Genomic DNA, 26,021 nt, shown 5'->3' with positions numbered 1-26,021 from the left:
GTTCAGTTCGCGACCACCGCTGGCCACGCGCGCTGCGCAGGCCGCATCTGCTCAAACGCCCGCGCCATCTGCAGCACACCCAGGTCGTCAAAACGCCGCCCGGCAATCTGCAGGCCCATCGGCACGCCGTTCTGGTCGTACCCGCAGCCTACCGAAATCGCAGGCTGCTCGCTCATGCTGAACGGCACCGTGAACCCAATGTGGTCCATGGCCTGCTCCACCTTGTTCGTGGGGTAGGCCCACTCGGCCAGGAAACTGGTGTTGGGCGACACCGGTGAGAGCACAAAGTCAAACGGCAAGGTGGCGGCCACCGTGTTTGCCCGGATCTTCACGGACGCGCTGTAGGCCTGAAACGCCTGCTCGCCACTGAAGCCCAGGCCACCCTCGGCCCAGGTGCGCACGATGGGCAGCATGCGCGAGCGCTTGTCAGCCGGCAGGGCCATCACGTCACAGCCCGAGCGGATGCGCCAGAAGCGGTCCATGCCGTGCAGCATTTCGTCGCTCATCCAGGGCCGCATCGGTTCCACGCTGGCGCCAGCGGCTTCGAACAGACGCGCAGCGGCGCTCACTGCATCCACAACCTGCGGATCCACCGGCATGCCGCAGCCTGCGTCCAGCAACAACCCGATGCGAAGGTCCTTGAGATCGCGCTGCAGGTCCAGCCAGGGGATCTGCGCTGGCGGCAGGCTCATGTGGTCGCGCGTGTCCGGTTGCGAGAGCACCGCCATCATCAGTGCCGCGTCGGTCACGGTACGCGTCATCGGCCCCGCACAGCGGCCCATGTAGGGCGGGTCGATGGGCACACGCCCCAGGCTGGGCTTGAAGCCCACCACACCACACCACGCGGCCGGCAGCCGCACCGAACCACCGATGTCGGTGCCGATGTGCAGCGGCCCATAACCTGCAGCGGCCCCAGCACCCGCACCCGCGCTGGAGCCACCGGGGTTCATGGCCGTGTTCCACGGGTTGCGCGTGAGCGGATGAAAGCTGGACAGGCCGGACGACAGCATGCCGTACTCCGGCATGGTGGTCTTGCCCAGGAACACCGCACCCGCTTCACGCAAACGCGCCGCAGGCGGCGCATCCTGCGCGGCAGGCACCAGATCGGTTGCGGCCGTGCCCAGCGGCATGGGCACGCCACGCGTGGCAATGTTCTCCTTGATGGTCACAGGTACTCCATCGATGCTCACACCCCCGCAACGCAAAGGCTCACCCGCACGCCAACGCGCTTCAGACTCACGCGCCATCACCATCGCTCCCTCAGGGTCGAAAGCGTAAGTCGCCTTCAGCACCGGCTCACATCGCTCGATGTGGGCCAGCACCGCTTGCGCAACTTCCACAGGCGACAGACGCCCAGCGGCATAGGCAGCCACCATCTCGGTGGCAGACAGGTTGTGGAGGGCTTGTGTCATGGGCAGATGGATTGAGGGTGGAGACAGGCTGCTGTATTTCGCAAACAGGTTGTACCGCGATAAAGCGCAACCCGCCACGCTTGACGTGCCTTATTCCAGAGGTACCGCGGAACCGCCCTTCGACAGGCTCAGGACTGGCCTCTGGTGTCGCCCCCCTTCAGGGGGGTGCCGCCGCAGGCGACGCGGGGGGTGACCTCCTGCCTGCCCCTCACCCCAACCCTCTCCCCAGAGGGGCGAGGGAGCAAGGTACTGTCTCCGGCGAGGGGGCGTTCTTCCAGAGCACCCGTGGAACTGGCTTCGCCAGGCCACTGGGTGCGCCCCCCTTCAGGGGGGTGACGCCGCAGGCGGCGCGGGGGGTGTTCCTATCTCCTGCTCACGAGAACAATGCCCACCGCCACCCCCACCAGCGCCACCACCAGTTGCACCGTCAGCGGCTCGCCCAGCAGCACCACACCGAACACCAATGCAAACACGGGGGTGAGGAAAGTGAAGGTGCTCATCTGTGTGGCCGGGTAGTGGCGCAGCATCCACATCCAGGTGAGGTAGCTGATGAAGGCGCCCACCACGGTCTGCAGCGCCACCGAAACCCAGGCCAGCGTCGAATACCCGAAGCCCCAGGACTCACCCAACGCGAGCGACAGCACCGGCGCCACCAGCGCGGTCACACCCAATTGATAGAACAGCGTCTTTTCGGCGCTGGCGCCAGAGAGCCGGGTGGCGCGGATGGTGAGGGTGGTCAGCCCCCACAGGATGCCGGCGGCCAGCCCCATGGCATCGCCTTTCCACTGGCCGGCCACAGGCGAGTGCTGCAGGAAGCCTTCGCTGAACGCGATGGCCACCGCCATAAACGCCAGTGTCAGCCCGATCCACTGGATGCGGCGCAGGGCTTCGCTGGGGATCACGCGAGGTAGCAGCAGCGCCACCACGAACGGGCTGGTGTAGAGAAACACCGTGAGGCGCGACGCACTGGTGTGCATCAGGCCCAGGTAGATGAAACAGAACTCGCCGGCAAACAGCAGGCCCGCGAGCAGGCCCGCGCCCAGCGTGCCGTCGCGTTCGAACAGCTTCACACCCCGCGCCAAGCACCAAAGCCAGAGCAGGGCGGTGGCACCCACCATGCGCAGGGAGGCCTGCCACAGCGGCGGAATCTCCTGCACCGCGAACTTGATGAGGATCTGCTGGAAACCCCAAAAGGCGCAGCACGCCACCAGCAGGGTGACGGCGAGCGTGTCGAGGTGTGTCTTGCGTTGGAGGGCGATCATGGCCAGCGATGTTAGGGCAAGGCAGGCGCGTTGCCTGTGAGGTGCGCGACGCGGATGCCTTGGCTCAGAAGAGAGCCGGCAGACGATCCGACTGGAGCGTGCGCATCGCCTTCAAGGCGAACGCACCGGCATCACATGCACCTTGTCCATGGCCAGCCGCACCCAGCATCGCGCACCCGCCACCAGACGCTGGCGCTGCGCGCCTGACAGCGTGAGTCGCAGTGGCGCACCCGGCACGGCCGCGAGTGCCAGCGTTGCCAGCGTGATCTCGCCCAGATGCCTGGCTTCCACCACCTCTGCAGCGAAGTCGCCAGGTGCATGGGCACCCGGTGCCAGCAGCGTGATGCCGTCACTCGGGATCACCCAGGTCACTTCCTGGCCATCGGGCAGCCTGCCTTTGTCGCGCACGGTGAGCACCGGGGCGTCTCCCCGCATGCCTTTGCTCGTGGTCGCCACCCAGCGCATCCGCCCCATGCCCGTCGTCCCAGCTTTGCCCAGCCAGACACCCTGGAAGCGATTGTGGATACCGACCAGGTCGGCGACACGGGCGTTGCGCGGCGCGTCGTGGATGCTGGCTGGCGTGCCGGTCTGCAGCACGCGGCCGGCGTCCATCACCACCAGCCGGTCGGCCAGCATGCGGGCCTCGTTCAGGTCGTGGGTGACAAGAATGATCGGTATCTCCAGTTCGCGTCGAAGATCGGCCAACAACCGGTACAGGCCCTGGCGGTTCATCTGGTCCACCGCAGAAAAGGGTTCGTCCAGCAGCAGCAGGCTGGGTTCGCGCGCCAGTGCGCGTGCCACGGCCACGCGCTGCTGCTGCCCACCTGAGAGGGCTGCGGGACGGCGGTCCTGCTGGTCGGCGCTCAGGCCCACATGATCCAGCCAGTGGCGGGCTTGCCGTGAGCGTTCAGTGGGGGGCAGGTGCAGCAGTGACAAGGTCACATTGCCCTGCGCGCTCAGATGTGGCATCAGCGCGTAGTTCTGGAACACCAGGCCCACGTGGCGACGTTGCGGTGGCAGCCAGATACCCTGCTGCGTGTCGCACCAGACCTCGCCACCCACCACCACCTTGCCGCTCTGCGGGCGCATCAAACCGGCCAGTACACGCATCATCGAGGTCTTGCCCGCGCCCGATGGCCCCACCAGCGCCAGCAATTCACCCGCTTCGCAACGCAGGCTGCTGTGCAGGGACATGGGCAGGTCTTGCGCCACCTCGGCGAAGAGCGCCCGGTCGGTGAGGCTCATCTGCGCACCGCCAGTCGTGCCGACGCGAAGAACGACGCGCCCACCGCCACCAGCGAGAACACCAGCAGCAACAGTGCCATCTGGTTGGCACCGGCCAGATCAAAAGACTGCACCTTGTCGTAGATCGAGATGGCAATGGTGCGCGTCTCGCCCGGGATGCTGCCACCCACCATCAGCACCACACCGAATTCACCGAGTGTGTGCACGAAGGTCAGCACGCTGGCCGACAGCACGCCCGGCCAGGCCAGCGGCAGCTCCACACGCCAGAAGGTCTGCCAGCCCGATAGACCGCTCACCGCGGCCGCCTCGGCCAGATCGCGCGGAATGGCCTCGAACGCGCGCTGCACCGGTTGCACCAGAAACGGGACATTGAAGATGAGCGAGGCAATCAGCAGGCCCAGAAAGTTGAATGTCAGTTGCACGCCGAAGGTGTTGGCCAGCCACGCGCCCAGGGGCGATGCACCGCCCATGGCCACCAGCAGGTAGTAGCCCAGCACGGTGGGTGGCAGCACCAGGGGCAGCACCACCACCGCTTCAATCCAGGCCTTGCCGGCAAACCCGGTGTAGGCCAGCCAGCGCCCCAGCCACACACCGGCAGGCAGCAACACCAGCAGCGTGACCGCGGCCAGTTCCAGCGAAAGAATCAGCGCCTGCCAGTCCATGGGGTTCGTGAAAGTCGGTCAGTGCTTGGGCATCGCGAAGCCATGGCGCACCATGATTTCTTGTGCGGGGGCAGTGGAAATGTAGTCATAAAAAGCACGCGCTTCTGGTGGCGCACCCTTGACCAGCACCATGCGCTGCTTAAGGGGTTGGTGCCATTGCTCGGGGATCAGCGCAAAGCTGCCCAGCCTCGCCACGGTGGGTGCCAGCGCCAACGAGTAGGCGATGATGCCACCCTGCGCCGAGCCGGAGGTGGCGAACTGCGCGGCCTGGGAAATGTTCTCGCCCAGCACCAGCTTACCCTGCAGCCCGTCCCACAGCTGCTGGTGCTTGAGCGCTTCCATGGCCCGCGCACCGTAGGGTGCGTGGTCGGGGTTGGCGATGGCGAACTTCTGCAGCCGGCCGTCTCTCAGCGCAGCCGCCAGATCCTTAAGCTCACCGTCTGCCTTCAAGGGCGAGCCGTGCGGCACCATGATGCCGATGCGACCGACCGCATAGGCGCGACCCCGGTCTTCCGTCTTGCCGGCGTCGGCCAGTTCGTAGACGAAGTTTTCGTCGGCCGACATGAACAGATGAAACGGCGCCCCTTGCAGGATCTGAGTCTTGAAGTTGCCCGATGAGCCGAACACGAGGCGCAGCTTCTGGCCGGTGGATTTTTCGAACTGGGCCGCTACTTCTTCAATGGCGAACTTCAGGTCCGATGCTGCGGCGAGCGTCGGCACGGTCTGGGCGCTGGCGGAATGCAGCGCGGCCAGTGACAGCAGAAGACCAGCTGCACTGCGGGCAAAAGCAAAGTGAGTTGATCTCATGGCGAGGTTCCGGGTGAGGTACATGGCAATACGCGGGATGCTTCGAACTATTTCAGTTTCGATATCGTTTGACGAGTATATCGACGGTAATTCACAAGGCGACTTTCGTTCAGCCGGCCTGGCATCGCTGCGCGACAATACGCGGCATGTTGAAGCCCACACTCAGTACCTCACTGCTGGACGCCAAAACCCGGTTTCGGGTGCAGCTCAAGCACGCGGTGGCCATTGGTCCGGGTAAGGCAGATGTGCTGCAGGCCATCGCGGAGACCGGCTCTATTGCGGAAGCGGGTCGTCGGCTTGGCATGAGCTACCAGCGTGTGTGGTCGCTGGTGAAATCCATGAACCAGGATTTCTTCGAACCGCTGGTGCTGACCCAGCGCGGCGGCTCCGCCGGCGGCGGTGCGGCGCTCACGGAGGCCGGCGCCCAGGCGCTGAATCTGTACCGTGCCATCGAGCGCGATGCAGAACGCGCTGTGGCCAGGCGGCTACCCAAGCTGGTGGCCATGATCCGGCCAGAGGCGGGCGGATCGGTTTGAGTCCGTCCCCCAGCATCGGCCTTGCGGGTGTTCAGCCGGGCTGAGCCAGCCGGCGCAGTTGGCGCTTGAGCCTGGTGATGTCGGCAGCGCTCAGGCCCCGCAAGGTGTGCGCCTCGTGCTCGCGCGCTTGTTCGATCAGGGCAGACGCCTTCTTCTGCCCCGCGGGTGTGATTGTCACCAAGGTACGCCGCTGGTCAACCGGATCGCCCAGCAAAGCCACCCAGCCCTGGGCCGCGAGGCGCTGGACCAGCTTGGTCACGGTGGGCTGCTGGCTCAGCACTTCGTGTGCCAGTTGCCCCACCGGCAAACCAGGCTGACCGCTCAGCGTGGCCAGCACACGCCATTCCAGCGAGCTCAGGCCGGCTTCGCGCACCACCGCCTCGAAGTCCTTGAACAGCGCGTGATTGGCCTGGCCCAGCAGGTAGCCGAGGTAGTCGTCAACAAAGCGACCGTGGGTCGTCATGCGGCAGGGAGGAGGTCGTTGAAAGGCTCGGCCACGGCCCTTAGATACCTTCCACGGCTTCAGGGCAGGCCAAGCATGTCCCAGAGGGAGCGAGAGAAGTGTCTCCATCCAGGGGTATCAAGGGTCCGGCTCCGCCGGCCCAAGATGCCGTCTCCCCTCCAGGCGCCCCAAGGGCGCGCCAGAGAGGGGGGAAGCCGCGCAGCGGCGCAGGGGGGTGTCCCATCACAGCGGGTGCTCGGTGTAGAACCGCCCACCGTGGTACAGCAGCGGCGCTACGCCGGGGCGGTGGCCACAGCGCTCCACCTCACCCACAAAAATCACATGGTCGCCCTCGGCGTACTGGCTGCGGTTGAAACACTCGAAGCTGGCCACCGCACCTGCCAGCAGCGGTGCACCGTTGACGCCTTCCGTGAAGCTCACCCCTGCCCAGCGGTCCGCCACCGGTGAGGCGAAACGCTCGGCCAGTTGCTGCTGGTCGGCCGCCAGCACATTGATGGCGTAGTGCCGGCCATTGGAAAAAGCCGACATGGACCCCGCCACAGTAGCCAGGCTCCATAACACCAGTGGAGGGTCAAGCGAGACGGAGTTGAAGGAACTCGCGGTCAGTCCCACCAGTTCGCCCGTGCTTGTTCGCGCAGTCACGATGGTCACGCCGGTGGCGAACATGCCCAACGACGCTCGAAATTCGAGCGAGGAGAAATCAGGGGGCCGCGCCTGATGGCCGGCTTGACGGGCTGGGGACATGCGTGGAATTTATATGAAAATTCATGAATAATGACAACATCCGTACCAATGTCCCTGTTGGTCGACGGTCACCGGAAGAGGAGACAGTATGCTGCAAGAGCGGGCCGAACCGGCCTGGATCGCCGCCTTCGAAGAGGTCCTGCGCCGATGCGCCCTACAAACGGGGGACACGGTTGCCATTCTCGGTGAAACACAGAGCCGTCCCATCTTGATGGAGCTCGCCCGCCTGGCCGCCGCACGCACGGGTGTGCAGGTTTTCACGATCACCCTGCCTTCCGTGTTCTCCACCGCCGAGCCCGTTGCCCGCTCTACCGGCGCCAGTCCGGCCATTCAGGGTCTGGCGCCCGTGATTGCGGCACTCTCAGGCTGCACCCTGGTGCTCGACTGCACGGTCGAAGGACTGATGCACGCACCCGAGTTGCCCGCCATCCTGAAAGGCAACGGGCAGACCCAGCCGCGCATCGTCTACATCAGCAACGAACACCCTGAAGCGCTGGTGCGCCTGCTGCCCGACGACGCCACAGAGGCCCGCGTCAAGGCCCACGTGAAGCGCTTGCGCAGCGCCACCCGCATGCGCGTCACATCGGCTGCCGGCACCGACCTCACTGTTCGCCTGCAGGGCGCCACGGTGGGTGGCAACTGGGGCAGCACCACCCGCCCCGGCACGCTCACACACTGGCCGGGCGGACTGGTGCTGGCCTTCCCCGCGCAGGGCACGGTCAATGGCACGCTGGTGCTGGCCGAAGGCGATGTGAACCTGACTTTCAAGCGTTACATCGAACGGCCCATCGTGCTGACCATCGAGAACGACAGCATCACGCGCATTGAAGGCAGCGGGGTCGATGCAGAACTGCTGCGAGGTCACTACGCTGCGTGGGCCGAACTGGAGGGCTTCACCGCCGGGCCGCCCCAAGGTGAAGCGAGCCCCCTCGGGGGGCAGCGACCCGCGCAGCGGCGGAGCGTGGGGGCGCCGTCTTATTCAGTGAGCCATGTCGGCTACGGTTTGAACGAGCAAGCCCGCTGGGACAGCATGGCCCTGTACGACAAACGCGACTTCAACGGTACCGAGCTGCGCGCCATCGCCGGCAATTTTCTCTACAGCACCGGTGCCAATGAAGTTGCCGGCCGTCACACGCGCGGTCACTTTGATTTTCCAATGCGCAGCTGCACCGTCACTCTTGACGACAGCGTTGTCATCGCTGCGGGCAAGGTTTCCGAATGAACGGCCTGCCCACATTCACCGTCCTGGGTGATGGCCCAACCGTGCTCATGCTGCACGGCATCGGCGGCGGCCACCTGGCGTTCGCACCGCAGGTGGAAACGCTGGCCAGTGCCGGCTACCGCGCTGTCGCCTGGGACATGCCCGGCTACGGACGCAGTGCACCCATCGAACCCTACACATTCAAAGGCCTGGCCCAGAGTTGCATCGACCTCATTGATGCACTGCAATGCGCCGACGTGATTCTCTTGGGCCACAGCATGGGAGGCATGGTGGCGCAGGAGGTGATCGCGCGTCGGCCCGACAAGGTCAGCCGCCTCGTGCTGGCAGGCACATCGGCCGCGTTCGGTAGGCGCAGCGATGGCCGCTCGGCCGAGTCGTGGGCGCGCCAGTTCATCGGTCAGCGGACCGCGCCGCTGGACGAGGGAAAGACCATGGCAGACATGGCGCGCCTGTTGGTGCCGCAAATGGTGGGGCCTGGCTCGCTGCCCGAAGGCGCGCGCCTGGCCGAGCACTGCATGGCCGGTGTGCCCGCAGCCACCTACCGTCGTGCGCTGGAGTGCCTGGTTACCTTCGACCGCCAACGCGCCCTGGCGGACATCCGCGTGCCCACACTGCTCATTGGCGGCGAGTTCGACCGCGTGGCGGCACCTGCCGTGATGGGCCAGATGGCCGACGCGATTCCCCGCTCACGTTTTGAACAGATCAACGGCGTCGGCCACCTGATGAACCTGGAAGCGCCCGAAGCATTCGATGCGCTGGTACTCGACTTCCTGAACGAACCCGCGCCGCCACCACTGGCCGACGCGCACTGATCACATGCTTTGCCCACGAAGGTGACACCATGAACATGCCTTTGCCCTCCGCCACTTCCACGCTGGACTTCACCCCAGCCGTCGGCGACATGCCGTTCACGCCGCTGCAGCGTGAGCTGCTCTCCACCGCCCATCGCCTGGGCCGTGACAATTTCGCCGCGCGCGCAGCGCAATGGGACCGCGAAGCCAGCTTTCCCTTTGCCAACTACGACGACCTGCGCGAAGCCGGTTTCCTCAAGCTCTGCGTGCCCACGGCGCACGGCGGCCTGGGTGCCGACTACCCCACCTACATGATGGTGGCCGCCGAGATCGGCCGCTTCTGCGGCGCCACCGCGCTCACCTGGAACATGCACATCTGCAGCACCATGTGGACCGGCGTGCTGGCCGACGGGATTCCCATGACCGACGAACAGCGTTCGGAACATGCCGCACGTCGTGAGTTGCACTTTGGCCGTATCGTCAACGACGGCGCGCTGTACGCCCAGCCCTTCAGCGAGGGCACAGCCGCTGCGGCCGGCCGTGCACCGTTCGGCACCAGCGCGAAGAAGGTCGATGGCGGCTGGCTCATCAACGGCCGGAAGATCTGGGCCAGCCTTTCGGGTGCGGCCGACTACTACGGCATCCTGTGCACTGAAGACAAGGGCGACGATCACCCGGACGCGCGCGACACGCTCTACATCAGCGTCCCTGCTACGGCGGAAGGCCTGAGCATCAGCGGCGACTGGGACCCCATGGGCATGCGCGGCACCGTCAGCCGCAACCTCACCTTCAAGGATGTGTTCGTCACCGACGCCGAACAGCTCATGCCGCGCGGCATCTACTTCAAGGGCGCGCAGACCTGGCCCGCCATGTTCTTCACGCTCGCGCCCACCTACCTGGGTCTGGCGAACGCCGCCTACGACTTCACGGTGAAGTATCTGCGCGGCGAGGTCGAAGGCGAGCCCCCGGTACAGCGCCGCCAGTACCCCACCAAGCAGATCGCGGTGGCACAGATGCGCATCCAGCTGGAGTCGATGAAGAGTCTGTTCACCCGCGCCATCACCGAAGCCCGGCCAAATCCCACGAAAGACCAGAAGCTGCGCCTGTACGCCGCCCATCACAGTGTGATGGAAGGCGCCAACGACATCGCCCGCCTGGCCATTCGCACCTGCGGTGGCCAGAGCATGTTGAAGCACCTGCCCCTGGAACGCCTGTACCGCGACAGCCGCTGCGGCGCCCTCATGCTGCCGTGGACGGCCGAGCTCATCGTTGACCGCATGGGACGGGAGACGCTGTACGAGGCCGGGGAGCAATAAGCTCCCCTCGCGCCGCAGGATCAGAATTTCCCCCGCGCCGCCTTCGGCGTCACCCCCCTCGGAGATGGGGGCACACCCTTGGACCGGCGAAGCCGGTTCCTTGGGTGTTTTGGGCTGGAGGCACTTCACGCCGGCGGGGCCTGTCCCTGCACGGCTTGCGCAGCGCTTGTTCCTCTACAGAAACCACGGGCTTGGTTTTCTCCCGCCCTGTCCGAGCCCTACCCTTCCCTTCGGACTGAGCCTGTCGAAGCCCCCGCGGATTGTTCGACCAGGCAGCACTGACCACGCACACTCACTCAGACGGGGTCAATAGAATCGGCGCATGTCTGAACAGCGCCGACTTCACTTTCCGCTCCGTTGTGTGGTGTCGGGCTTGCTGTCGTTTGCGATATTGACACCCGCCTGGGCAGAGATGGACCGCCCGGTGCGGGGACCTGGCCATCCGCTGGCCGACATTGCCACCAGCAGCCCCTGCGCCGACTGGGTGCTCCATTTGCCCAATGTGCGCATGCCCTTGTGCAAGGCCGCCGAATTGCGCCCCACGGTCGGGCGTTCGGTGCAGGGGCGTACCTTGTACCACCGCGATGTGATCGCGCCCGATGCACAGATAAGGGTGCTGGTGGTTGGGGCCATGCACGGCGATGAGCTGTCGTCGGCGTCGCTCGCACTGCACTGGATTCAGCGCGCGATCGAGACGCCTGCCAATGCCCACTGGCGCTTCCTGCCGGCCCTCAATCCCGATGGGCTTCTGCGCCGGCCGGCGCGCCGCATGAACGCCAACGGCGTGGACCTGAACCGGAACTTCCCCACCCCCAACTGGGCGCGCGACGCGACGGTCTACTGGGAGCAGCGCACGCGCAAGGACCCACGCCGTTGGCCCGGACCCTCTCCACTGTCCGAGCCGGAGTCGCGCTTCCTGCACGACGAGATGACCCGTTTCCAGCCGCACCTCATCGTCAGCATCCACGCGCCCTATGGTGTGCTCGACTTCGACGGCCCGGGCACGCCACCCCCGAAGCTTGGCCGGCTCTATCTCGACCAGGTCGGCATCTTTCCCGGCAGCCTGGGCAACTACGGCGGCGTGCACCAGGGCATGCCGGTGGTCACCATCGAATTGCCGAGTGCGTTTCGCACGCCGCTTGAGGCCGAGATCCGACAGATGTGGCTCGACATGCTGCGCTGGATGAGCGAACGCATCCAGCCCGATCCACCAGAGGCACCGGTGCTGCAGGTGAAGGCTCGCAAGCAGGGCTGATACCCTACGGCGGGCATGCGCCAACGGCGTTGGTCTGCTTTGCTGCTCCATGCCCTGGACAGCGTTTGTGGGATTTGTTCCTGACCTGGCTGCGAAGCGGTATGAGCGCCCGAAAACAAGCCCGCGCCATGCGGGCTTGTCCCGGTTTGTGAGCAGCGCTCAGCGGATGGCCTGAATCGCGCCTGACTCGATGCCGGCCCAGTATTTGTTCAGCTCGCGTTTGACAATGGGCATCATGAAATAGAGCCCGACGATGTTGGCCAGCGCCATGGCGAAGATCATGGAGTCTGAAAAATCGATCACCGGGCCCAGGCCCATGCTGGCACCGACCACCACAAACGCCAGAAACATCAGCTTGAAGGTGAGCGCCGACATGAAGCTGTCTCCCAGCAGATAGGTCCACGCCTGCAGGCCGTAGTAGGACCAGGTGATCATGGTGGAGAAGGCGAACAGCACCACCGCCAGTGCCAGCACATACGGAAACCACGATATGGCGCTACCGAACGCTGCCGAGGTGAGCCCCACGCCGCGCGCATCTCCCGCCAGCGCCGTCACACCGCCAGCGTTCACGTGGCCGGTGATCACGATCACCAGTGCGGTCATGGTGCAGATCACCACGGTGTCGATGAAGGGCTCCAGCAGGGCGGCAAAACCTTGCGACACCGGCTGGTCGGTCTGCACCGCCGAGTGGGCGATGGCCGCCGAACCGATGCCGGCTTCGTTGGAGAACGCCGCACGCTTGAAGCCCTGAATCAGGGCACCCACCACGCCCCCGGCAACACCCTCCGCAGAGAAGGCACCACCGATGATCTGACCGAAGGCCCAGAGGATCTGGTCGGCGTTGATGATCAGCACGATCATGCCGGCCGTCAGATACAGCAGGGCCATGAAGGGCACCACCTTTTCGGTGACCTTGGCGATCGAGCGAATCCCGCCAATGATCACCAGACCCACCAGCACCGCCATGATCAGGCCGAAGATCCAGCCCTGTCCCGCCAGGATGCTGGTCTCGCCTCCGGTCACACCCACCACCTGCTGGAAGCTCTGGTTGGCCTGAAACATGTTGCCGCCGCCAATGGCACCGCCCACGCAACACACGGCGAAAAACACCGCCAGCACTTTGCCCAGCCCCGGATGACCCAGTTCGGCCATGCCCTTGGAAAGGTAGCGCATGGGCCCGCCGGCCACGATGCCGTCGGGCTGCTTCACATCACGGTACTTCACGCCCAGCGTGACTTCGGTGAATTTGGAGGCCATGCCCAGCAGGCCGGCCAGGATCATCCAGAAGGTGGCACCGGCACCGCCAATGCCCACCGCCACCGCCACGCCAGCGATGTTGCCCAGACCCACGGTGCCAGAGACGGCCGTGGTGAGTGCCTGGAATGGTGTGACCTCGCCTTGCATCTTCGGGTCGGAGTAGCGACCGCGCACCACCTGGATCGCGTGCATGAAGCCACGGATCTGGATGAAACGGAAATAGAAAGTGAAGATCAGTGCCGCCAGGATGAGCCAGCCCACGATCAGCGGGAAGTCCGTGCCGGCGACCGGTACCGAATAGAAGATGGCGCCTGCCACGGCATCCGAATAGGGCTGTACGGCCGAGCTGATGCGCTCGTCCATCGTGGGGGCGGACGCCTGTGCCTGGGCGCTGGCGTGGGCCAACAGCACGGGGGCCGCGAGCAGCAGCGCACATCGGCGCCGGTCAAGTGGGGTGCTGGTCATGTTGTCTCCTTGGGGTGGTGGAAAAGAGGCGTCTGGTGCGCCTTTTGTTGCAGTCTTCGGATGCTGCAGTTGCAAAAAGGCCGGTCCTCGCATGTTGCGAAGACCGGCCTTCCTGCGTGAATCAAGCGGGACGGGCGGGCGATTCGGTGTTCAGCACCCCTGGCGCGGGGATACGTGTTTGGCTGGTTGCATTCATGCCATGGAAGCGGAAATTCATGGCGGGCTGTTCGCCACAGATGAGCTCGGCCAGCGCCTTGCCCGAGCCCGCGCCATGGGTCCAGCCCAAGGTGCCATGCCCCGCATTGACCCACAGTTTGCCCAGCTTCGTGCGCCCGATCAAGGGGATGTTGGTGGGCGTCGCGGGTCGCAGGCCGGTCCAGAATTGCGGGTCGCCGCCTTCTTCGGGCGTGCGGGTGTCGGCCACGCCGGGGAACACTTCTTCAATGCGCCGCACCAGCATCTGGCAGCGCTTTCTCGCCAGCGGCGTGTCCAGCGAAAGATCGAACCCGCCCAGCTCGATCGTGCCAGCCACCCGCAACTCGTTGCCCAGGCGCGACATGGCGATCTTGAGCTGGTCGTCGATCATGCTGACCTGCGGCGCGCGATCGGGCCGAAGCAGCGGCAAGGTGGCACTGTAGCCTTTGCCGGGATAGATCGGCACGTGCACGCCCACCTGCTTCAGCAGCGGCGCAGAGTACGATCCGCAGGCCACCACGTAGGCGTCGGCCTTGAGCACGCGGGCCAGGCCGCTGGCGCGGTCGCGCACGCGCACCTGCTGCGCGGCGCCGGCAGCCACTTCAATGCGCTCGATGTCGTGGCTGTAGAGCATCTGTGCACCCCGTTCGGCACACAGCGTGGCCAGATGCTGGGTGAACACCCGCGCGTCTCCAGATTCATCCGACGGCGTGTAGGTGCCGCCCACGATGCGCTCGGCAAAGGCGCTCAGTGCCGGTTCGATTTTCAGCAGTTCCTCGCGGTTGATCACCCGGCGTTTCACGCCGAATTTCTGCATCACGGCCGCTGCACCAGCGGCGCCGTCGAACGACTTCTGGTCGGTGTAGTAGTGGGCAATGCCGCGTTCCAGCCGGTGGTATTGCATGCCGGTTTCAGCCACGATGGCTTTCAGTGCCTCGTGACTGTAGGAACCCAGCGCCACCAGTTGTGCCACGTTGCGTTCGAAGGCCGCGTCGTTGCACTGACCCAGGAACTGCAGGCCCCAGCGCCATTGGGCCGGGTCGATCTGCGGCCGGAACAACAGTGGCGAAGTGGCAGAAAACATCCACTTCAGCGCCTTCAATGGCGTTTCGCGGTTGGCCCACGGCTCGCAGTAGCTCACCGAAATTTGCGCCGCATTGGCAAAGCTGGTTTCCAGCGCCGCGTCGGGCTGACGATCCACCACCGTGACATGGTGACCCCTTTGCAGCAGGTGCCACGCGGTGCTGATTCCGATGATGCCTGCGCCCAGAACGACGACCTGCATGACAAACTCCTGAAACAAAGAAGGGGGAATACCTGCTGCAGGAGTATGCAAATAACGCGTTCTTTGGTGAAGCGAAATTAAACTAAAATGCCCGGCATCAGATTCACTAATAAATGAGAGGGCAACCGCTGTCGCCTGGGGTCACCAATACCGGGCCGTGAGATTGCCCGCTTGCGCAGCGACCCCTGCCCAAACCGCCATGAGCACCTACGATCCCGATGCCCTCGAATGCCTGGCCGCCATCATCGAGGAGGGCGGTTTCGAGCGAGCCGCACAGCGGCTGTCCATCACCCAGTCGGCGGTGTCGCAGCGCCTGAGGGCGCTGGAGGCGCAGGTCGGTACTGTGCTGATCGTGCGCAGCCGACCGCTCAAGCCCACACCGGCAGGGCAGCTCATGCTCAAGCACGCCAAGATGATGCGGTTGCTGCGGGCCGATCTGGAGAAAGACCTGAAAGAGCTCGCCCCCAGTTCAACGGGGCGGGGGCGCGAGGAAGAGCGCATTTCTGTGGCCATCAACGCCGACAGCATCGCCACCTGGGCCTTGCCCGCTCTCAACCGCCTGGCGGTGGAAGGCTTGCCGATCGAAATCATCACCGATGACCAGGAAGTCACGCACGAGTGGCTGCGCGAAGGCCAGGTGCTGGGCTGTGTGACCACGCTGGCCCAGGCCTTGCGAGGTTGCCGCATGGACGCGCTGGGCATCATGGACTACGTTGCCGTGGCCAATGCCGGGTTTGCGGCCGAGCACCTGCCCAACGGCCTGAGCGCCCACAACTTCCACCGTTTTCCTTTTGTGGCGTTCAACCGCAAGGACCACCTCCAGAACGAGTTTGTGACCCGGGCGTTCGGACTGGCGCGGGTGGTGCTCAAGCAGCTTTTCGTGCCCTCGTCCGAAGGGCAGATCCGGGCCGTTCGGGCGGGATGGGGTGTGAGCGTGCTGCCCGAATTGGCGGTGCGAGGACTGATCGAAAGCGGTGAGCTGGTCAATGTGGCTCCCAAGCGAGCATTGGGCGTGGCATTGCACTGGCACTGCTGGAACCTGCATTCCGACGTGCTGGATGAACTGAGCACAGCGCTGCGCACCGCCGCGGTCCAGAGCCTGCGCCAGCCCGCATGAAAAAGCCCCGCTGTGCGGGGCTTCGTTGTGCAAGGATCGGTGTTTACTTCGGCATGATCACGCTGTCGATGACGTGGATCACGCCATTGCTGGCCGCCACGTCGGTCGCCACCACGTTGGCCGCGTCGACTTTGACACCACCCATCGTGCTCACGGTCAGCTCGGAACCCTGAACCGTCTTGACCTGTCCGGCTTTCACGTCGGCGGCCATCACCTTCCCAGGCACCACGTGGTAGGTCAGCACGGCGGTCAGCTTGTCCTTGTTGGCCAGCAAGGCGTCCAGATCGGCCTTGGGGATCTTGGCGAAGGCTTCATCGGTGGGTGCGAACACGGTGAACGGGCCTGGGCCCTTGAGCGTGTCCACTAGGCCGGCGGCCTGAACGGCGGCCACCAGCGTCTTGAACGAGCCCGCTGCCACAGCGGTGTCGACGATGTCCTTGGCGTGCGCTGCCGACAGGGCACCAAAAGCGATCAGGGAAGCAATGAGGGTCTTTTTCATGGGAAGTCCTTTGAGACAGGGTTGAAGAATCAGGGAAACGCGTGATCGGATGAGTCAGGGTCCAGACGCAGTGGCGCTTGTTTGTGTGCAAGCTCGCTCAATCAATTCATCTGGTGAGTTGAAATGTAGTTCATCAAGTATGAAAAGATACCGAATAGTCTGTAACATAACCTATCGGTGGGGTTATCGACCTGGCCGTCGATTTCGGGCACAATCCTTGCAATTCATAAAGGTCCGTCATGGTCAGTGCCGTCCTCAAGTCCCCTTCCGAATCCGCCCCCAAACGCAGCTTCCGCCAACAGATGCACCTGGCCAGGGAAGACGCCATCGTGTCTGCGGTGAACCGCCTGCTGGCCGAAAAGGGCTTCGAGTCCATGACCGTGGACGAGGTGGCGGCCGAGGTCGGCATTGCCAAGGCCAGTCTCTACAAACACTTCCCCAGCAAGGAAGACCTCGCTGCCGCGGCCATGGTGCGGGTGATGCAGCGCGCACAGGCATTCCTGGACGGGCTGGACACCAAACGCGCGCCGCTGGATCTGTTGCGCGAGGTTGCGCGATGGACGATGGAGGTTCAACTGGCCGGCGAGATGCCATCGCTGCCCAGCGAAAATTCCAGCCTGCGCGCTGCGCTGACCACCAACAAGGCTTATGTGGACGGGCTGATGGATGTGAGCGATCGGCTTGGGGCCTGGATCACCGCAGCACAGGCCAGTGGCGGCCTCAACGCTGCACTGCCACCGATTGCGGTGCTCTACACCCTTTACGCCAGGGCGTGCGACCCTGTGCTGGGCTTCCTGAAGGGTTCAGGCCAGTACAGCAACGAACAGATCATCGAGATGGTGCTGTCCACTTGTTTTGATGGTCTGAAAGCCAGGTAGCGCGTTCTCGAGGGCTTCAGCCAACGGCAACCAGAGGCGTTTCAACCGCCTCGTGCGATGAAAGTTGCGGCTGGCAGCGCGATGGCACGCCGGATGCTCAGCAGGCAGGCCGCTTCCCATCCGGGGAATTGCAAGAACCGACTCCACAGGTCCAAGGGTTCGTCCTCACTTCGGCGGGAGGCCTCCAGGCGGCGCAGGAGGCCTATCTCACCAGCAGAACCGGCACCTTGCACTGGGCCAGCACCTTGGTCGCCACCGAACCCATGACGAGGTTGCCGAAGGCACCGTGGCCGTGGGAGCCCATCATCAACAGGTCGAATTTGCCCGCATTGGCGATCTTGGCAATCATTTCGCCGGGCGATCCGACCTTGTGCACCACCTCGACATTGATCCCGTGGCGTTTGAGAAACTTGACCACCGGGGCAGAGACCTTTTCGGCCTCGTCGGCATAGAAGCCGTTGGCGATCTCGGCTCCGACAGCGGCCCTTGCGCGAGGCGGCAGAGGGGTCTGCACGGTGACCAGGGTGTAGCTGTGGGTCGCGCCCAGCCACTCATCGTGCGTAGCCAGGTAGGCCAGCATCTTTTTGGTGAAACCACTGCCGTCTACGGCGAGCAAGATCTTCATGGTGTGTCTCCTGAACAGGTGGAATGGCTGCCAGTGTAGGGGGCTGGTGCGCCGGCGCTTTGCGCTGGCGCAAAGTCCGTGCCGGTGCGCCTGATACGGGGAACCTCGATGAGCTGCTGCATCTGGAACCCCTTCTGCTCATCCTTGTCGGCATAGCCCAGCGGGTTGGCCACGATGCGGCAGCGCCCCACCTGCCTGTCTTGCGGGCAATGCAGGTGGCCGTGCAGCCACAGATCGGCCAGGGACAGCCAATCGTCGAGCCCATTGCAGAATCCCGCTGTTCCGGGGCGCAAACCATACCGGGGATCTGCGCTGTGCAACGTGGGCGCAAAGTGGGTCACCACCACCGTGGGACCTTCAAACGGGCGCTGCAGGGCCGCGTGCAACCAGTCCTGGCATTCCAGCCCCAGGGCGCGCATGGCTTCGGCGTCAAACAGGCGCCCATGGCGGTGGCTGGCCACTTTGGACAGGTAGAAATTGGCCGCTCGAAAGGCCTTTTCCCGTTGTTGATGACGGTGGGTGAGCGGATCGCTGGTGCGGCGCATGGCCTTTCCCCCGGAATTGGCCCGCGAGCCATCAGCAGGGGGTCTTTGCAGGTTGAGGTCGCCCAGCGCGTCGAAGTCGCTCCACAGGGTGGTACCGATCCAGCGCACGCCTTCGATCTCAAGCGTTTCGCGTTCCAGCCAGGTTATGCCCAGCCGGTCGCAGGTCTGCCGCAACTGGGTATGTGCTTCATCGACATCAAGTGCGTCGTACTCATGATTGCCGGGCACAAAAAGCACCGGCACCGGCCAGCCCGCGTACCGGGGCAGGGGCGAGAAACGCTGCAAGCCCCAGTCAGGTTCGTCCATGACGCTTCCATCGTGCCGCGCCTGGTAGGAGCCAATGTCGCCCGCCAGCACCAGCAGATTCGCGCCTGCGGCCGGTTCGGCCTGGAACTCGCGGTTGGCTTCGAGGTGGAGGTCGCTCAGCAGTTGCAGTTTCATGTGTTCATTGTGTGGCAGGGCGCTCGGCCAGTGCCGACGCAATGGCAAACCCCCGTGCCGATGCCATCTCCACCGCCAGCCGCAGCCACCGGTGCGCACTCTGGTGTTCGGCCTGCCGGTGCCAGAGACTGTCGACATGCACGGGCGGCACCGGCAGGGGCAGTTCGCAGAGCGCCAGCTCGTCCTCCATGCCGGTCGCGCCCACAAAATGCCGAGGCAAGACCGTGAGCAGATCGGTATTGGCCACCACACGCCCCGCTGTGAAAAACTGATTGACTGTGAGCACCACGCGGCGCTGCCGAGACAATCCTGCCAGCGCCTCGTCCACAAACCCAAAAGGACGACCTGAAAAGCTCACCAGAAGATGGCGCGCGGCGCAGTAGGCGTCCAGCGTGAGCGGCCCCTGGGCCAAGGGGTGACCGCGCCGCATCACCACCACGTATTCCCCGTCGTATAGCCGCTGATGAACGAAGCGGGGTGTGCTCTCCTTCAGATGCAGGGCGCCCAGTTCTGCCAGCACCCCCGGGAAGTGTCCGATGACCAGATCGGCTGCGCCCGACTCCAGCAGTTCCCGCGGATCACGGGTGGTCAGGGGCAATATCCGCAGGCTCACGCCCGGTGCCTCATTCTCCAGAATGTCCACCAGACCGGGCACGATCTTGGCAGCGGTGGCATCGGCCATGGCCAGCACGAAGGCGTTGGATGCGGTCCGAGGGTCGAATTCGCCCGGCGCCAGCGACACGCGCAACTGGTGCAACGCATCCCGAACCGTGGGCCACAGCGACAGTGCCGTCGGTGTCGGCTCGACCCCGTAGCCCGAGCGCCTAACCAGATCGTCGCCCAGTGCTTCCCGCAGGCGGCGCAAGGCGTTGCTGACCGCCGGCTGCGTCATGGAGAGGTTGTGCGCCGCCCGCGTGAGGTTGCGTTCGGCCATGACCTCGTCAAACACCCGAAGCAGGTTCAGGTCAAGTGTACGGAAGCTGCGTTCATTAATCACCCTTGTGAATATAAGTCATCACAAAGATAAATTGGCAAACATTCAGGGTTAACCCTAGTATTGCGCTGTCCAAAAGACATTTGATTTCAAGGAACCGCCATGAGCACCACTGCCCCCAACCCTGTCCTGACCCTTCGTCCCTTGCGTGCCAAAGCGTCTGTCACCGCTGCAGCCAGCACAAGACAGACCGAAAACGCTCGCGGTCTGGCCGCGATGCTGCTGGCCGCCGTGGTGGCCGCCATGGTGGTGCTGGCAGACCGGCTCATCAACATCTGGGCCGATGGTCATCTGTTCCTCGCCTGGGTGGCGCTCTGGGTGGTGGTGTTTGCCGGTATGGCGCTGTTTGCCGGCACCGCCCGCTCCGTCGCCTTGCGCACCGTACGGTCCCTCGACGGCTGGTCGCAGACCATTGCCCAGGCCCGCGCAGACGCCCGTCTCTGGAGCATTGCCCAGAGCGACCCCCGTCTGATGCACGAACTGCAGCAAGCCGTGGTGCGTGAACGCGCCGAAAGCAACGAGTCTGTGGCATCCCGCACCGCCGCTTGCGATTTCAGCGAAGCCCTGGCCCCGCTGGGCATGAGCACCGAAATGGCCGCGCCGGCCACCGCGGGGCGCACCGGCTGGAATGGTTTCATTGAGCGCCTGACCGAGCAACGCAGCCGCAACATCCACCTGTACTACATCTGATAGCAACCCTACGGCCGCTCAGGTCCCAACAAAAAAGCCACCGGGTTCCGGTGGCTTTTTTGTTGTCTTGCGGGGTTTGTCGATGGCTCTGAATTTGCACGCCGCGTGCGCTCAGGCGCAGGCGGCTGTGTCCAGGCCCAGTTGACGGGAATGCTTCAGGCTGCGAGCCGCTTTTCCAGGTCCGCCCGGGTGGTGAGCAGCGCCGCTGGCAGGCGGTGGGCCAGTTGTTCGAACAGGGCGTCGTGCAGCTTGAATTCTTCAAGCCAGGCGCTCCTGTCGATGTGGGTCACGGTTTCGAACTGCTCGGGCGTGAATCCCAGTCCGCTCCAGTTGATCTCGCTGTAGTCCGGGGCGACACCGAACATGGTTTCCTGGCCGGGGGTCTGCCCCTCGATGCGGTCGATCATCCACTTGAGCACGCGCATGTTCTCGCCAAAGCCCGGCCAGACGAACTTGCCGGCCTCGTTCTTGCGGAACCAGTTGACGCAGAAGATCTTCGGCAGAGCCGCACCTTTGGACAGCAGGGTTTGCTCCATGTCCAGCCAGTGCTGGAAGTAGTCACTCATGTTGTATCCGCAGAAGGGCAGCATCGCGAACGGATCGCGGCGCACCACTCCCTGGGCACCAAACGCGGCGGCCGTGGTTTCCGAACCCATGGTGGCGGCCATGTAGACACCTTCTTTCCAGGTGCGCGCCTCGGTCACCAGCGGCACCGTTGTGGAGCGGCGGCCACCGAAGATGAAGGCATCGATGGGCACGCCAGCAGGATCGTCCCAGGCGCTGTCCAGTGCCGGGTTGTTGGTCGCGGCCACAGTGAAGCGGGCGTTCGGGTGCGCGGCCTTGGCGCCGGTCTGCCTTGCGATTTCGGGCGTCCAGTCCTTGCCCTGCCAGTCGATCAGGTGCGCGGGCACCTTGCCCGTGTCCTGCTCCATGCCTTCCCACCACACGTCGCCGTCATCGGTCAGTGCCACGTTGGTGAAGATCACGTCGCGGTCCAGGCTGGCCATGCAGTTGGGGTTGGACAGGGTGTTGGTGCCGGGAGCCACGCCGAAATAGCCCGCCTCGGGGTTGATGGCATACAGCCTGCCGTCGTCGTGCGGTTTGATCCACGCGATGTCGTCGCCAATGGTGGTGACCTTCCAGCCGTCAAATGCGGCAGGGGGTACCAGCATCGAAAAATTGGTCTTGCCGCAGGCACTGGGGAAGGCCGCTGCCACGTGGTACTTGCGGCCTTGCGGGTTGGTCACGCCCAGGATGAGCATGTGCTCGGCCAGCCACCCCTGCGTGCGACCCATGGTGGATGCAATGCGCAGCGCAAGACACTTCTTGCCCAGCAGCGCGTTGCCGCCGTAGCCGGAGCCGTAGCTCCAGATTTCCTGTGTTTCAGGGTAGTGGACGATGTACTTGGTGGTGGGATTGCACGGCCACGAAGTCTGGTCGGTTTCCCCTTCAGCCAGGGGGGCGCCCACGGTGTGCATGCAGGGCACGAAAGTGCCATCGGTGCCGAGCACGTCGTACACCGCCTTGCCCATGCGGGTCATGAGGCGCTGGTTCACTGCCACGTAGGCGCTGTCGGTCAGCTCGACGCCAATGTGGGCGATGTGCGAGCCCAGAGGTCCCATGCTGAACGGCACCACGTACATGGTGCGGCCGCGCATGCAGCCTTCGAACAGCGGGCGCAGGGTAGCCCGCATGTCGGCGGGGGCCACCCAGTTGTTGGTCGGGCCGGCGTCTTCCTGCTTTTCGGAGCAGATGAAGGTGCGATCTTCCACGCGCGCCACGTCGGATGGATCCGAGCACGCCAGGTAGCTGTTGGGTCGCTTGGCTTCATTGAGTTTGCGGAAGGTGCCTGCGTCCACCAGCTGCTGGCAAAACGCGTCGTATTCGGCCTCGCTGCCGTCGCACCAATGGATACGCGCAGGCTGGCACAGGGCGGCCATGTCAGCCACCCAGGCGATCAGGCGCGCGTTCTTCACATAGGGGGGGGTGTTGAGGTCGAGGCCCTGCATCACGGGTGAATTCATCGAGGAAGCTCCAGAGTTTGTAAACCGGTGTGCACGAGCGACGCCAGCAGCCGTCTGCGGCCCTGGGGCCCGAGACGGCTGCAATGGTGTCCCTTGTGCGAAAAGGACGGTCGGCGCTTGGGGCTGCGGTGCGGTTTGCGGTGCAGCAAGATGGCAAAAAGCGGGTTGGTGGTCCCGGGTTTTGGTCCGCGTGTCGGCCAGTTACCTGGATTTTATGAAAGCGGCCGGTCAGTTACCGGCAAGTTACATGCAAAACCTGCATAACGTAATGCTTTTAACGGTTTTCGCGCAATCAGGAGACAAAAAAGCCGAAAACCCGCGAAGGCTTTCGGCTCTTGGTTCTGTGAGGGGCTTCAGGCCATGAAGATAGCGATAAAGGCCAGCAGAAACATCAGTACGGCGCCAGCCACTGGCAGCACGATCGGCATCAGGGGAACGATGGACTCCACCACGTCCTGGGGCTGGTCGTGAGGGGTTGCGTGGTCTGGCTTGGACATGGCTTCTCCGGATCTGTGAAACAAAAACTGGCGAGATTTTACGGGAGAAGCCTGGCCGCTGGCTTTTCAGAGCAGCGCGTAGGTGGTGCTGGCCCGGCAGACGCTCTGCCCATCCGTCTCGCTGCAGATGTCGATCTCACCGAAAGCGAGAGTGCGCCCCGCGCGGATCAGCCTTGCGGTGACCAGGGCATTCTGGCCGGACAAGGGCTTCAGGAAGCTGGTGTTGATCTGCACGGTGGTCATGGGTCGCTGATTGCCCAGCCGCGTGACGATGGCCAGGACCATGGCCGTGTCCGCCGCCGACATGAGGGCCTGACCGCACACCGTGCCGCCGATCCGGCTGAGCTGATCGCTGTGTGGAAGGCGCAGGGTCGCTTCGCCATCGTCGAACGACACCACCTGCAGCCCCAGTGATCGCACCCAGGGCGCGAACCAGTCCGTCAGGGCTTGTTGCAACATTTCATGGGTCACGCTGGGGTGCAGGGATGTCATGGTCTCGGAAGGTCAGGTTGTGAATCAGCCAGTGGCCGATCGGTGGTGCAAGGCCCTCAGGCGCCGAGCTTCAATTGTCGCGACGGAGCTTGGAAAGCCAATGATCCATCAGCTTGCCGGCCGCCTCGCGCCCGCCCAGCCCGAACGACAGCGCCACCGCCACCGCCACCGCACCCAGCGTGAGGCCAAAGGCCAGGTTCACGATGTCGTCGGCAATGCCCATGGCGCGCAGACCCATCGCAATCACCAGCGCCAGGATGGCAAACCGCGCAATGCGGGCGAGGCCCTTGGTGTTGGCACCGCTGGCGCGGTCAATGGCGTCGTAGGCCACATTGGCGAGCCAGAAGCCAATCACCAGGATGGCCGAACCCAGCAGCACATGGCCACCAAACTCGATGAAATTGGCGACGATGTCGCTGACCTGGGTGAACCCGAGCTGCCCTGCTGCTTCCACGGTGGCGAACAGCATCGCAAAAAACAGCACCACACGGCCCACGAAGGTGGAGGGGCTGGTGGTCTCAAAAGCATGGGCCATGCCCACGCGTTGTGGCAGCGTGTCAAAGCCCAGCGCCGCCAGCAGGCCTGCGAGCAACTTGCTGGCGAATGAGGCCACCATCCAGGTGATGACCAGAATCAGTGCCGCCGCAATGATGTGAGGCACCGCCTCGAGCAGCATGGCGAGCATGCGGGTGGCGGGCAGGGAGATGGCTTCGATTCTCAATGCATCGAGTGCGGCAATCAGAGAGGGCACAAAGACCACCACAAAAACCAGCGTGCCCACAACGCTGGAGAGCTTGACCGAGTCGTTCAGCCCCGCCTTGCCCCCAAGCTGGTCGATGCCGGCTGTGCGTGTCAGGTTGGCTGTGAGGTTGCGCAGCACGGTGGCCACGATCCAGCCCACGCCGCCGATGATGACGGCGGCCACTGCGTTGGGCAGCATGTCCAGCGTTTTGCCCACCATGGCGCGCAGGGGATCAAGCAGGCCTTGCATGTCCAGAGCGCCCAGCACCGCCGGCACGAACAGCAGAATGACCAGCCAGAACAGCGCACTGGCCAGGCCCTCGCTCATGGGCGACATGTCGGCGTGTTCGCTGAGCTTTTCATCCAGCGTCGTCTTGTCGAGCAAGCGTTGCGTGACCCCTCGCACCACACTGGCCACCAGCCAGGCCACCAATGCCAATATGAGTCCGCCGATCAGTCGGGGAGCGTATTCAAAGAGTTGCGTGGTCAGCGCAGCGAACGGACCAGACACCTGCGCCAGGTTCAGCGAGTTGAAGACCGCCGCCAGCGCCAGCAGGATCACCACCCAGAACAGGCCCAGCGCCACCGCACCTTCAATGTCCACCGATGCGCCGGTGAGCTTGCCAAAGCGGTGGTTCACGCCCACGAAACCCAGGCTCTTGCGTGTGGCCGCTCGCACGCCCACCGCAATCAGCCAGCCAATCACCAGAATGGCCAAGGCTCCCAGCAGCTGGGGAATGTGGCTGCCCAATGTGTTTTGAAGCGAGTCCCACATGGCATTCATGTTCACGTTCTTCTCCTCAGTTGGTTGCCGATGCGCTGCATCATGCAGACCGAGGTACCGTCCGTCAACCGGTGAGGCGGCATGTTCAACGCCGATCGCGGCCCGAAGGTCACCGAAACCGGAGGGATGATGTTCGATCGATGCAGATTCAAAAAAGAGCGCGTGCAGCCAAGTTCGCCAGGCAGCACTTCGAGAGCGAAGGTGAATCAGTCCAGAGATGCCGTGGAACCGGCTTTGCCGGGCCACTGGCATTGCTCCCTTGGGGCGGTAACGCGAAGCGTTGCGGGGGTGTTTCCAATGCCTCCTTAGTGAAGTGCCTCATTCCAGAGATGCCGTCGGGCCGGCTTTGCCGGACGACTGGTATCGCCCCCTTGAGGGGGTGACGCGCGAAGCGCGGCGCGGGGGTGGAGTCTTTATCCCGTGCGTGCAGCCACAGTCTTGTAAACCCCGCAACCCACGTAGAGCTCGTCAACCTTGACCACGTAAGACATCTTGCCCTGAATGGCCCCGGTGACCGGATTGGCAATGTCATACTCCACCCAGCCTGGCTCCACTTCCGCTTGCGCCACACTGTTCTCCAGCAAAGCCTGACCGTCCACGCCCGCGATGTCCTGCACCCGACTGCCCACCTTCTCGGGCTTGCCACCGAACGCCCGGTAGACGCCCTGCCGGTCAAGCGCAAAAACGTACATGTCGCGGTCATGAAAGCCCTTGGCTGGCTCGGTCAGTTCACGTACAAAAGCATCTCGAGCGCTCCGGTTGCGGTGCTCGATCGCC

26 protein-coding genes are annotated in these 26,021 nt (G+C 64.2%); 8 read left to right on the top strand and 18 right to left on the bottom strand.

The window, feature by feature from the left end; translation table 11 throughout:
* Positions 1-2 precede the first annotated feature (2 nt).
* The 5 genes from Q7V46_RS16910 to modA all read right to left on the bottom strand — a co-directional run bounded on the left by Q7V46_RS16910 (position 3) and on the right by modA (position 5,388).
* On the bottom strand, positions 3-1,412 hold the full coding sequence (locus Q7V46_RS16910) for an amidase (protein ID WP_304914734.1): 1,410 nt from the start codon (positions 1,410-1,412) through the stop codon (positions 3-5).
* Positions 1,413-1,774: 362 nt separating this feature from the next.
* The gene (locus tag Q7V46_RS16905) at positions 1,775-2,674 is read right to left on the bottom strand and encodes a DMT family transporter (protein ID WP_304914733.1); all 900 of its coding nucleotides are present in this window, start codon (positions 2,672-2,674) and stop codon (positions 1,775-1,777) included.
* Positions 2,675-2,785: 111 nt separating this feature from the next.
* A complete protein-coding gene (locus Q7V46_RS16900; protein ID WP_304914732.1) occupies positions 2,786-3,919 on the bottom strand; it encodes an ABC transporter ATP-binding protein in 1,134 nt (377 codons plus the stop codon).
* Positions 3,916-4,581 (bottom strand): molybdate ABC transporter permease subunit, encoded by a 666-nt coding sequence (gene modB, locus Q7V46_RS16895; RefSeq protein WP_304914731.1) that lies wholly within the window; start codon positions 4,579-4,581, stop codon positions 3,916-3,918. Before modB ends, Q7V46_RS16900 begins: the two co-directional genes overlap by 4 nt.
* 18 nt (positions 4,582-4,599) lie before the next feature.
* Positions 4,600-5,388 (bottom strand): molybdate ABC transporter substrate-binding protein, encoded by a 789-nt coding sequence (gene modA / locus Q7V46_RS16890; protein WP_304914730.1) that lies wholly within the window; start codon positions 5,386-5,388, stop codon positions 4,600-4,602.
* A gap of 146 nt (positions 5,389-5,534) precedes the next feature.
* Here modA and Q7V46_RS16885 point away from each other — a divergent pair, with 146 nt between their 5' ends.
* Positions 5,535-5,924 (top strand): winged helix-turn-helix domain-containing protein, encoded by a 390-nt coding sequence (locus tag Q7V46_RS16885; protein WP_304914729.1) that lies wholly within the window; start codon positions 5,535-5,537, stop codon positions 5,922-5,924.
* Between the two features lie 31 nt (positions 5,925-5,955).
* Here the strand turns inward: Q7V46_RS16885 and Q7V46_RS16880 are convergent, their stop codons facing one another.
* The gene (locus Q7V46_RS16880; RefSeq protein WP_304914728.1) at positions 5,956-6,387 is read right to left on the bottom strand and encodes a MarR family winged helix-turn-helix transcriptional regulator; all 432 of its coding nucleotides are present in this window, start codon (positions 6,385-6,387) and stop codon (positions 5,956-5,958) included.
* Between the two features lie 222 nt (positions 6,388-6,609).
* Positions 6,610-7,131 (bottom strand): flavin reductase family protein, encoded by a 522-nt coding sequence (locus tag Q7V46_RS16875; RefSeq protein ID WP_304914727.1) that lies wholly within the window; start codon positions 7,129-7,131, stop codon positions 6,610-6,612.
* 88 nt (positions 7,132-7,219) lie between these two features.
* Between Q7V46_RS16875 and Q7V46_RS16870 the strand changes: the two genes are divergently transcribed.
* The 4 genes from Q7V46_RS16870 to Q7V46_RS16855 all read left to right on the top strand — a co-directional run bounded on the left by Q7V46_RS16870 (position 7,220) and on the right by Q7V46_RS16855 (position 11,715).
* Positions 7,220-8,353: a peptidase M29 gene (locus Q7V46_RS16870; RefSeq protein WP_304914726.1), complete on the top strand. Its 1,134-nt coding sequence runs from the start codon at positions 7,220-7,222 to the stop codon at positions 8,351-8,353.
* Positions 8,350-9,165, top strand: a complete 816-nt coding sequence (locus tag Q7V46_RS16865) for an alpha/beta fold hydrolase (RefSeq protein WP_304914725.1) — start codon at positions 8,350-8,352, stop codon at positions 9,163-9,165. Before Q7V46_RS16870 ends, Q7V46_RS16865 begins: the two co-directional genes overlap by 4 nt.
* 35 nt (positions 9,166-9,200) lie before the next feature.
* On the top strand, positions 9,201-10,460 hold the full coding sequence (locus Q7V46_RS16860; protein ID WP_370690376.1) for an acyl-CoA dehydrogenase family protein: 1,260 nt from the start codon (positions 9,201-9,203) through the stop codon (positions 10,458-10,460).
* Between the two features lie 322 nt (positions 10,461-10,782).
* Positions 10,783-11,715, top strand: a complete 933-nt coding sequence (locus Q7V46_RS16855; RefSeq protein WP_304914723.1) for a M14 family zinc carboxypeptidase — start codon at positions 10,783-10,785, stop codon at positions 11,713-11,715.
* A 159-nt stretch (positions 11,716-11,874) separates the two neighbouring features.
* Here Q7V46_RS16855 and Q7V46_RS16850 read toward each other — a convergent pair whose 3' ends face one another.
* Positions 11,875-13,437 carry a sodium:alanine symporter family protein gene (locus Q7V46_RS16850; RefSeq protein ID WP_304914722.1) on the bottom strand — a complete coding sequence of 521 codons (1,563 nt, stop codon included), beginning with the start codon at positions 13,435-13,437 and terminating at the stop codon, positions 11,875-11,877.
* A 121-nt stretch (positions 13,438-13,558) separates the two neighbouring features.
* Positions 13,559-14,917, bottom strand: a complete 1,359-nt coding sequence (locus Q7V46_RS16845; protein WP_304914721.1) for a D-amino acid dehydrogenase — start codon at positions 14,915-14,917, stop codon at positions 13,559-13,561.
* Between the two features lie 199 nt (positions 14,918-15,116).
* Between Q7V46_RS16845 and Q7V46_RS16840 the strand changes: the two genes are divergently transcribed.
* Positions 15,117-16,034 (top strand): LysR family transcriptional regulator ArgP, encoded by a 918-nt coding sequence (locus tag Q7V46_RS16840; protein WP_304914720.1) that lies wholly within the window; start codon positions 15,117-15,119, stop codon positions 16,032-16,034.
* A 43-nt stretch (positions 16,035-16,077) separates the two neighbouring features.
* Here the strand turns inward: Q7V46_RS16840 and Q7V46_RS16835 are convergent, their stop codons facing one another.
* On the bottom strand, positions 16,078-16,533 hold the full coding sequence (locus Q7V46_RS16835; protein ID WP_304914719.1) for a fasciclin domain-containing protein: 456 nt from the start codon (positions 16,531-16,533) through the stop codon (positions 16,078-16,080).
* Between the two features lie 239 nt (positions 16,534-16,772).
* Here Q7V46_RS16835 and Q7V46_RS16830 point away from each other — a divergent pair, with 239 nt between their 5' ends.
* Positions 16,773-17,411, top strand: a complete 639-nt coding sequence (locus Q7V46_RS16830) for a TetR/AcrR family transcriptional regulator (protein ID WP_304914718.1) — start codon at positions 16,773-16,775, stop codon at positions 17,409-17,411.
* A gap of 202 nt (positions 17,412-17,613) precedes the next feature.
* On the opposite strand, the gene Q7V46_RS16825 is transcribed toward Q7V46_RS16830, so the two are convergent.
* The 3 genes from Q7V46_RS16825 to Q7V46_RS16815 are packed head-to-tail and all read right to left on the bottom strand — an operon-like array spanning position 17,614 to position 20,019.
* Entirely contained in the window at positions 17,614-18,036 is a 423-nt protein-coding gene (locus tag Q7V46_RS16825; RefSeq protein ID WP_304914717.1) for a universal stress protein, read from the bottom strand.
* Positions 18,033-19,022 (bottom strand): metallophosphoesterase, encoded by a 990-nt coding sequence (locus Q7V46_RS16820; RefSeq protein ID WP_304914716.1) that lies wholly within the window; start codon positions 19,020-19,022, stop codon positions 18,033-18,035. The genes Q7V46_RS16825 and Q7V46_RS16820 overlap by 4 nt, the downstream gene beginning before the upstream one ends.
* A gap of 4 nt (positions 19,023-19,026) precedes the next feature.
* Complete coding sequence (locus tag Q7V46_RS16815) at positions 19,027-20,019, bottom strand: LysR family transcriptional regulator (RefSeq protein ID WP_370690374.1); 993 nt, start codon at positions 20,017-20,019, stop codon at positions 19,027-19,029.
* A gap of 99 nt (positions 20,020-20,118) precedes the next feature.
* Between Q7V46_RS16815 and Q7V46_RS16810 the strand changes: the two genes are divergently transcribed.
* Positions 20,119-20,706, top strand: coding sequence for a hypothetical protein (locus Q7V46_RS16810; RefSeq protein ID WP_304914715.1), 588 nt, complete (start codon positions 20,119-20,121; stop codon positions 20,704-20,706).
* A 155-nt stretch (positions 20,707-20,861) separates the two neighbouring features.
* Here Q7V46_RS16810 and Q7V46_RS16805 read toward each other — a convergent pair whose 3' ends face one another.
* The 5 genes from Q7V46_RS16805 to Q7V46_RS16785 all read right to left on the bottom strand — a co-directional run.
* On the bottom strand, positions 20,862-22,730 hold the full coding sequence (locus Q7V46_RS16805; protein ID WP_304914714.1) for a phosphoenolpyruvate carboxykinase (GTP): 1,869 nt from the start codon (positions 22,728-22,730) through the stop codon (positions 20,862-20,864).
* Positions 22,731-23,083: 353 nt separating this feature from the next.
* Positions 23,084-23,227, bottom strand: coding sequence for a hypothetical protein (locus Q7V46_RS16800; protein ID WP_304914713.1), 144 nt, complete (start codon positions 23,225-23,227; stop codon positions 23,084-23,086).
* Between the two features lie 66 nt (positions 23,228-23,293).
* Entirely contained in the window at positions 23,294-23,719 is a 426-nt protein-coding gene (locus Q7V46_RS16795; protein WP_304914712.1) for a PaaI family thioesterase, read from the bottom strand.
* Positions 23,720-23,789: 70 nt separating this feature from the next.
* A complete protein-coding gene (locus tag Q7V46_RS16790) occupies positions 23,790-25,244 on the bottom strand; it encodes a mechanosensitive ion channel (protein ID WP_304914853.1) in 1,455 nt (484 codons plus the stop codon).
* 413 nt (positions 25,245-25,657) lie between these two features.
* Positions 25,658-26,021 (bottom strand): cache domain-containing protein (locus tag Q7V46_RS16785; protein WP_304914711.1); only part of this gene is annotated, 364 nt, incomplete at its 5' end.

This window comes from Hydrogenophaga sp. (assembly GCF_030651625.1).
In the GTDB taxonomy this organism is placed as follows: domain Bacteria; phylum Pseudomonadota; class Gammaproteobacteria; order Burkholderiales; family Burkholderiaceae_C; genus Hydrogenophaga.
Note: the sequence above shows the minus strand (reverse complement) of the source record. Positions and strands in the feature narration are given on the sequence as shown.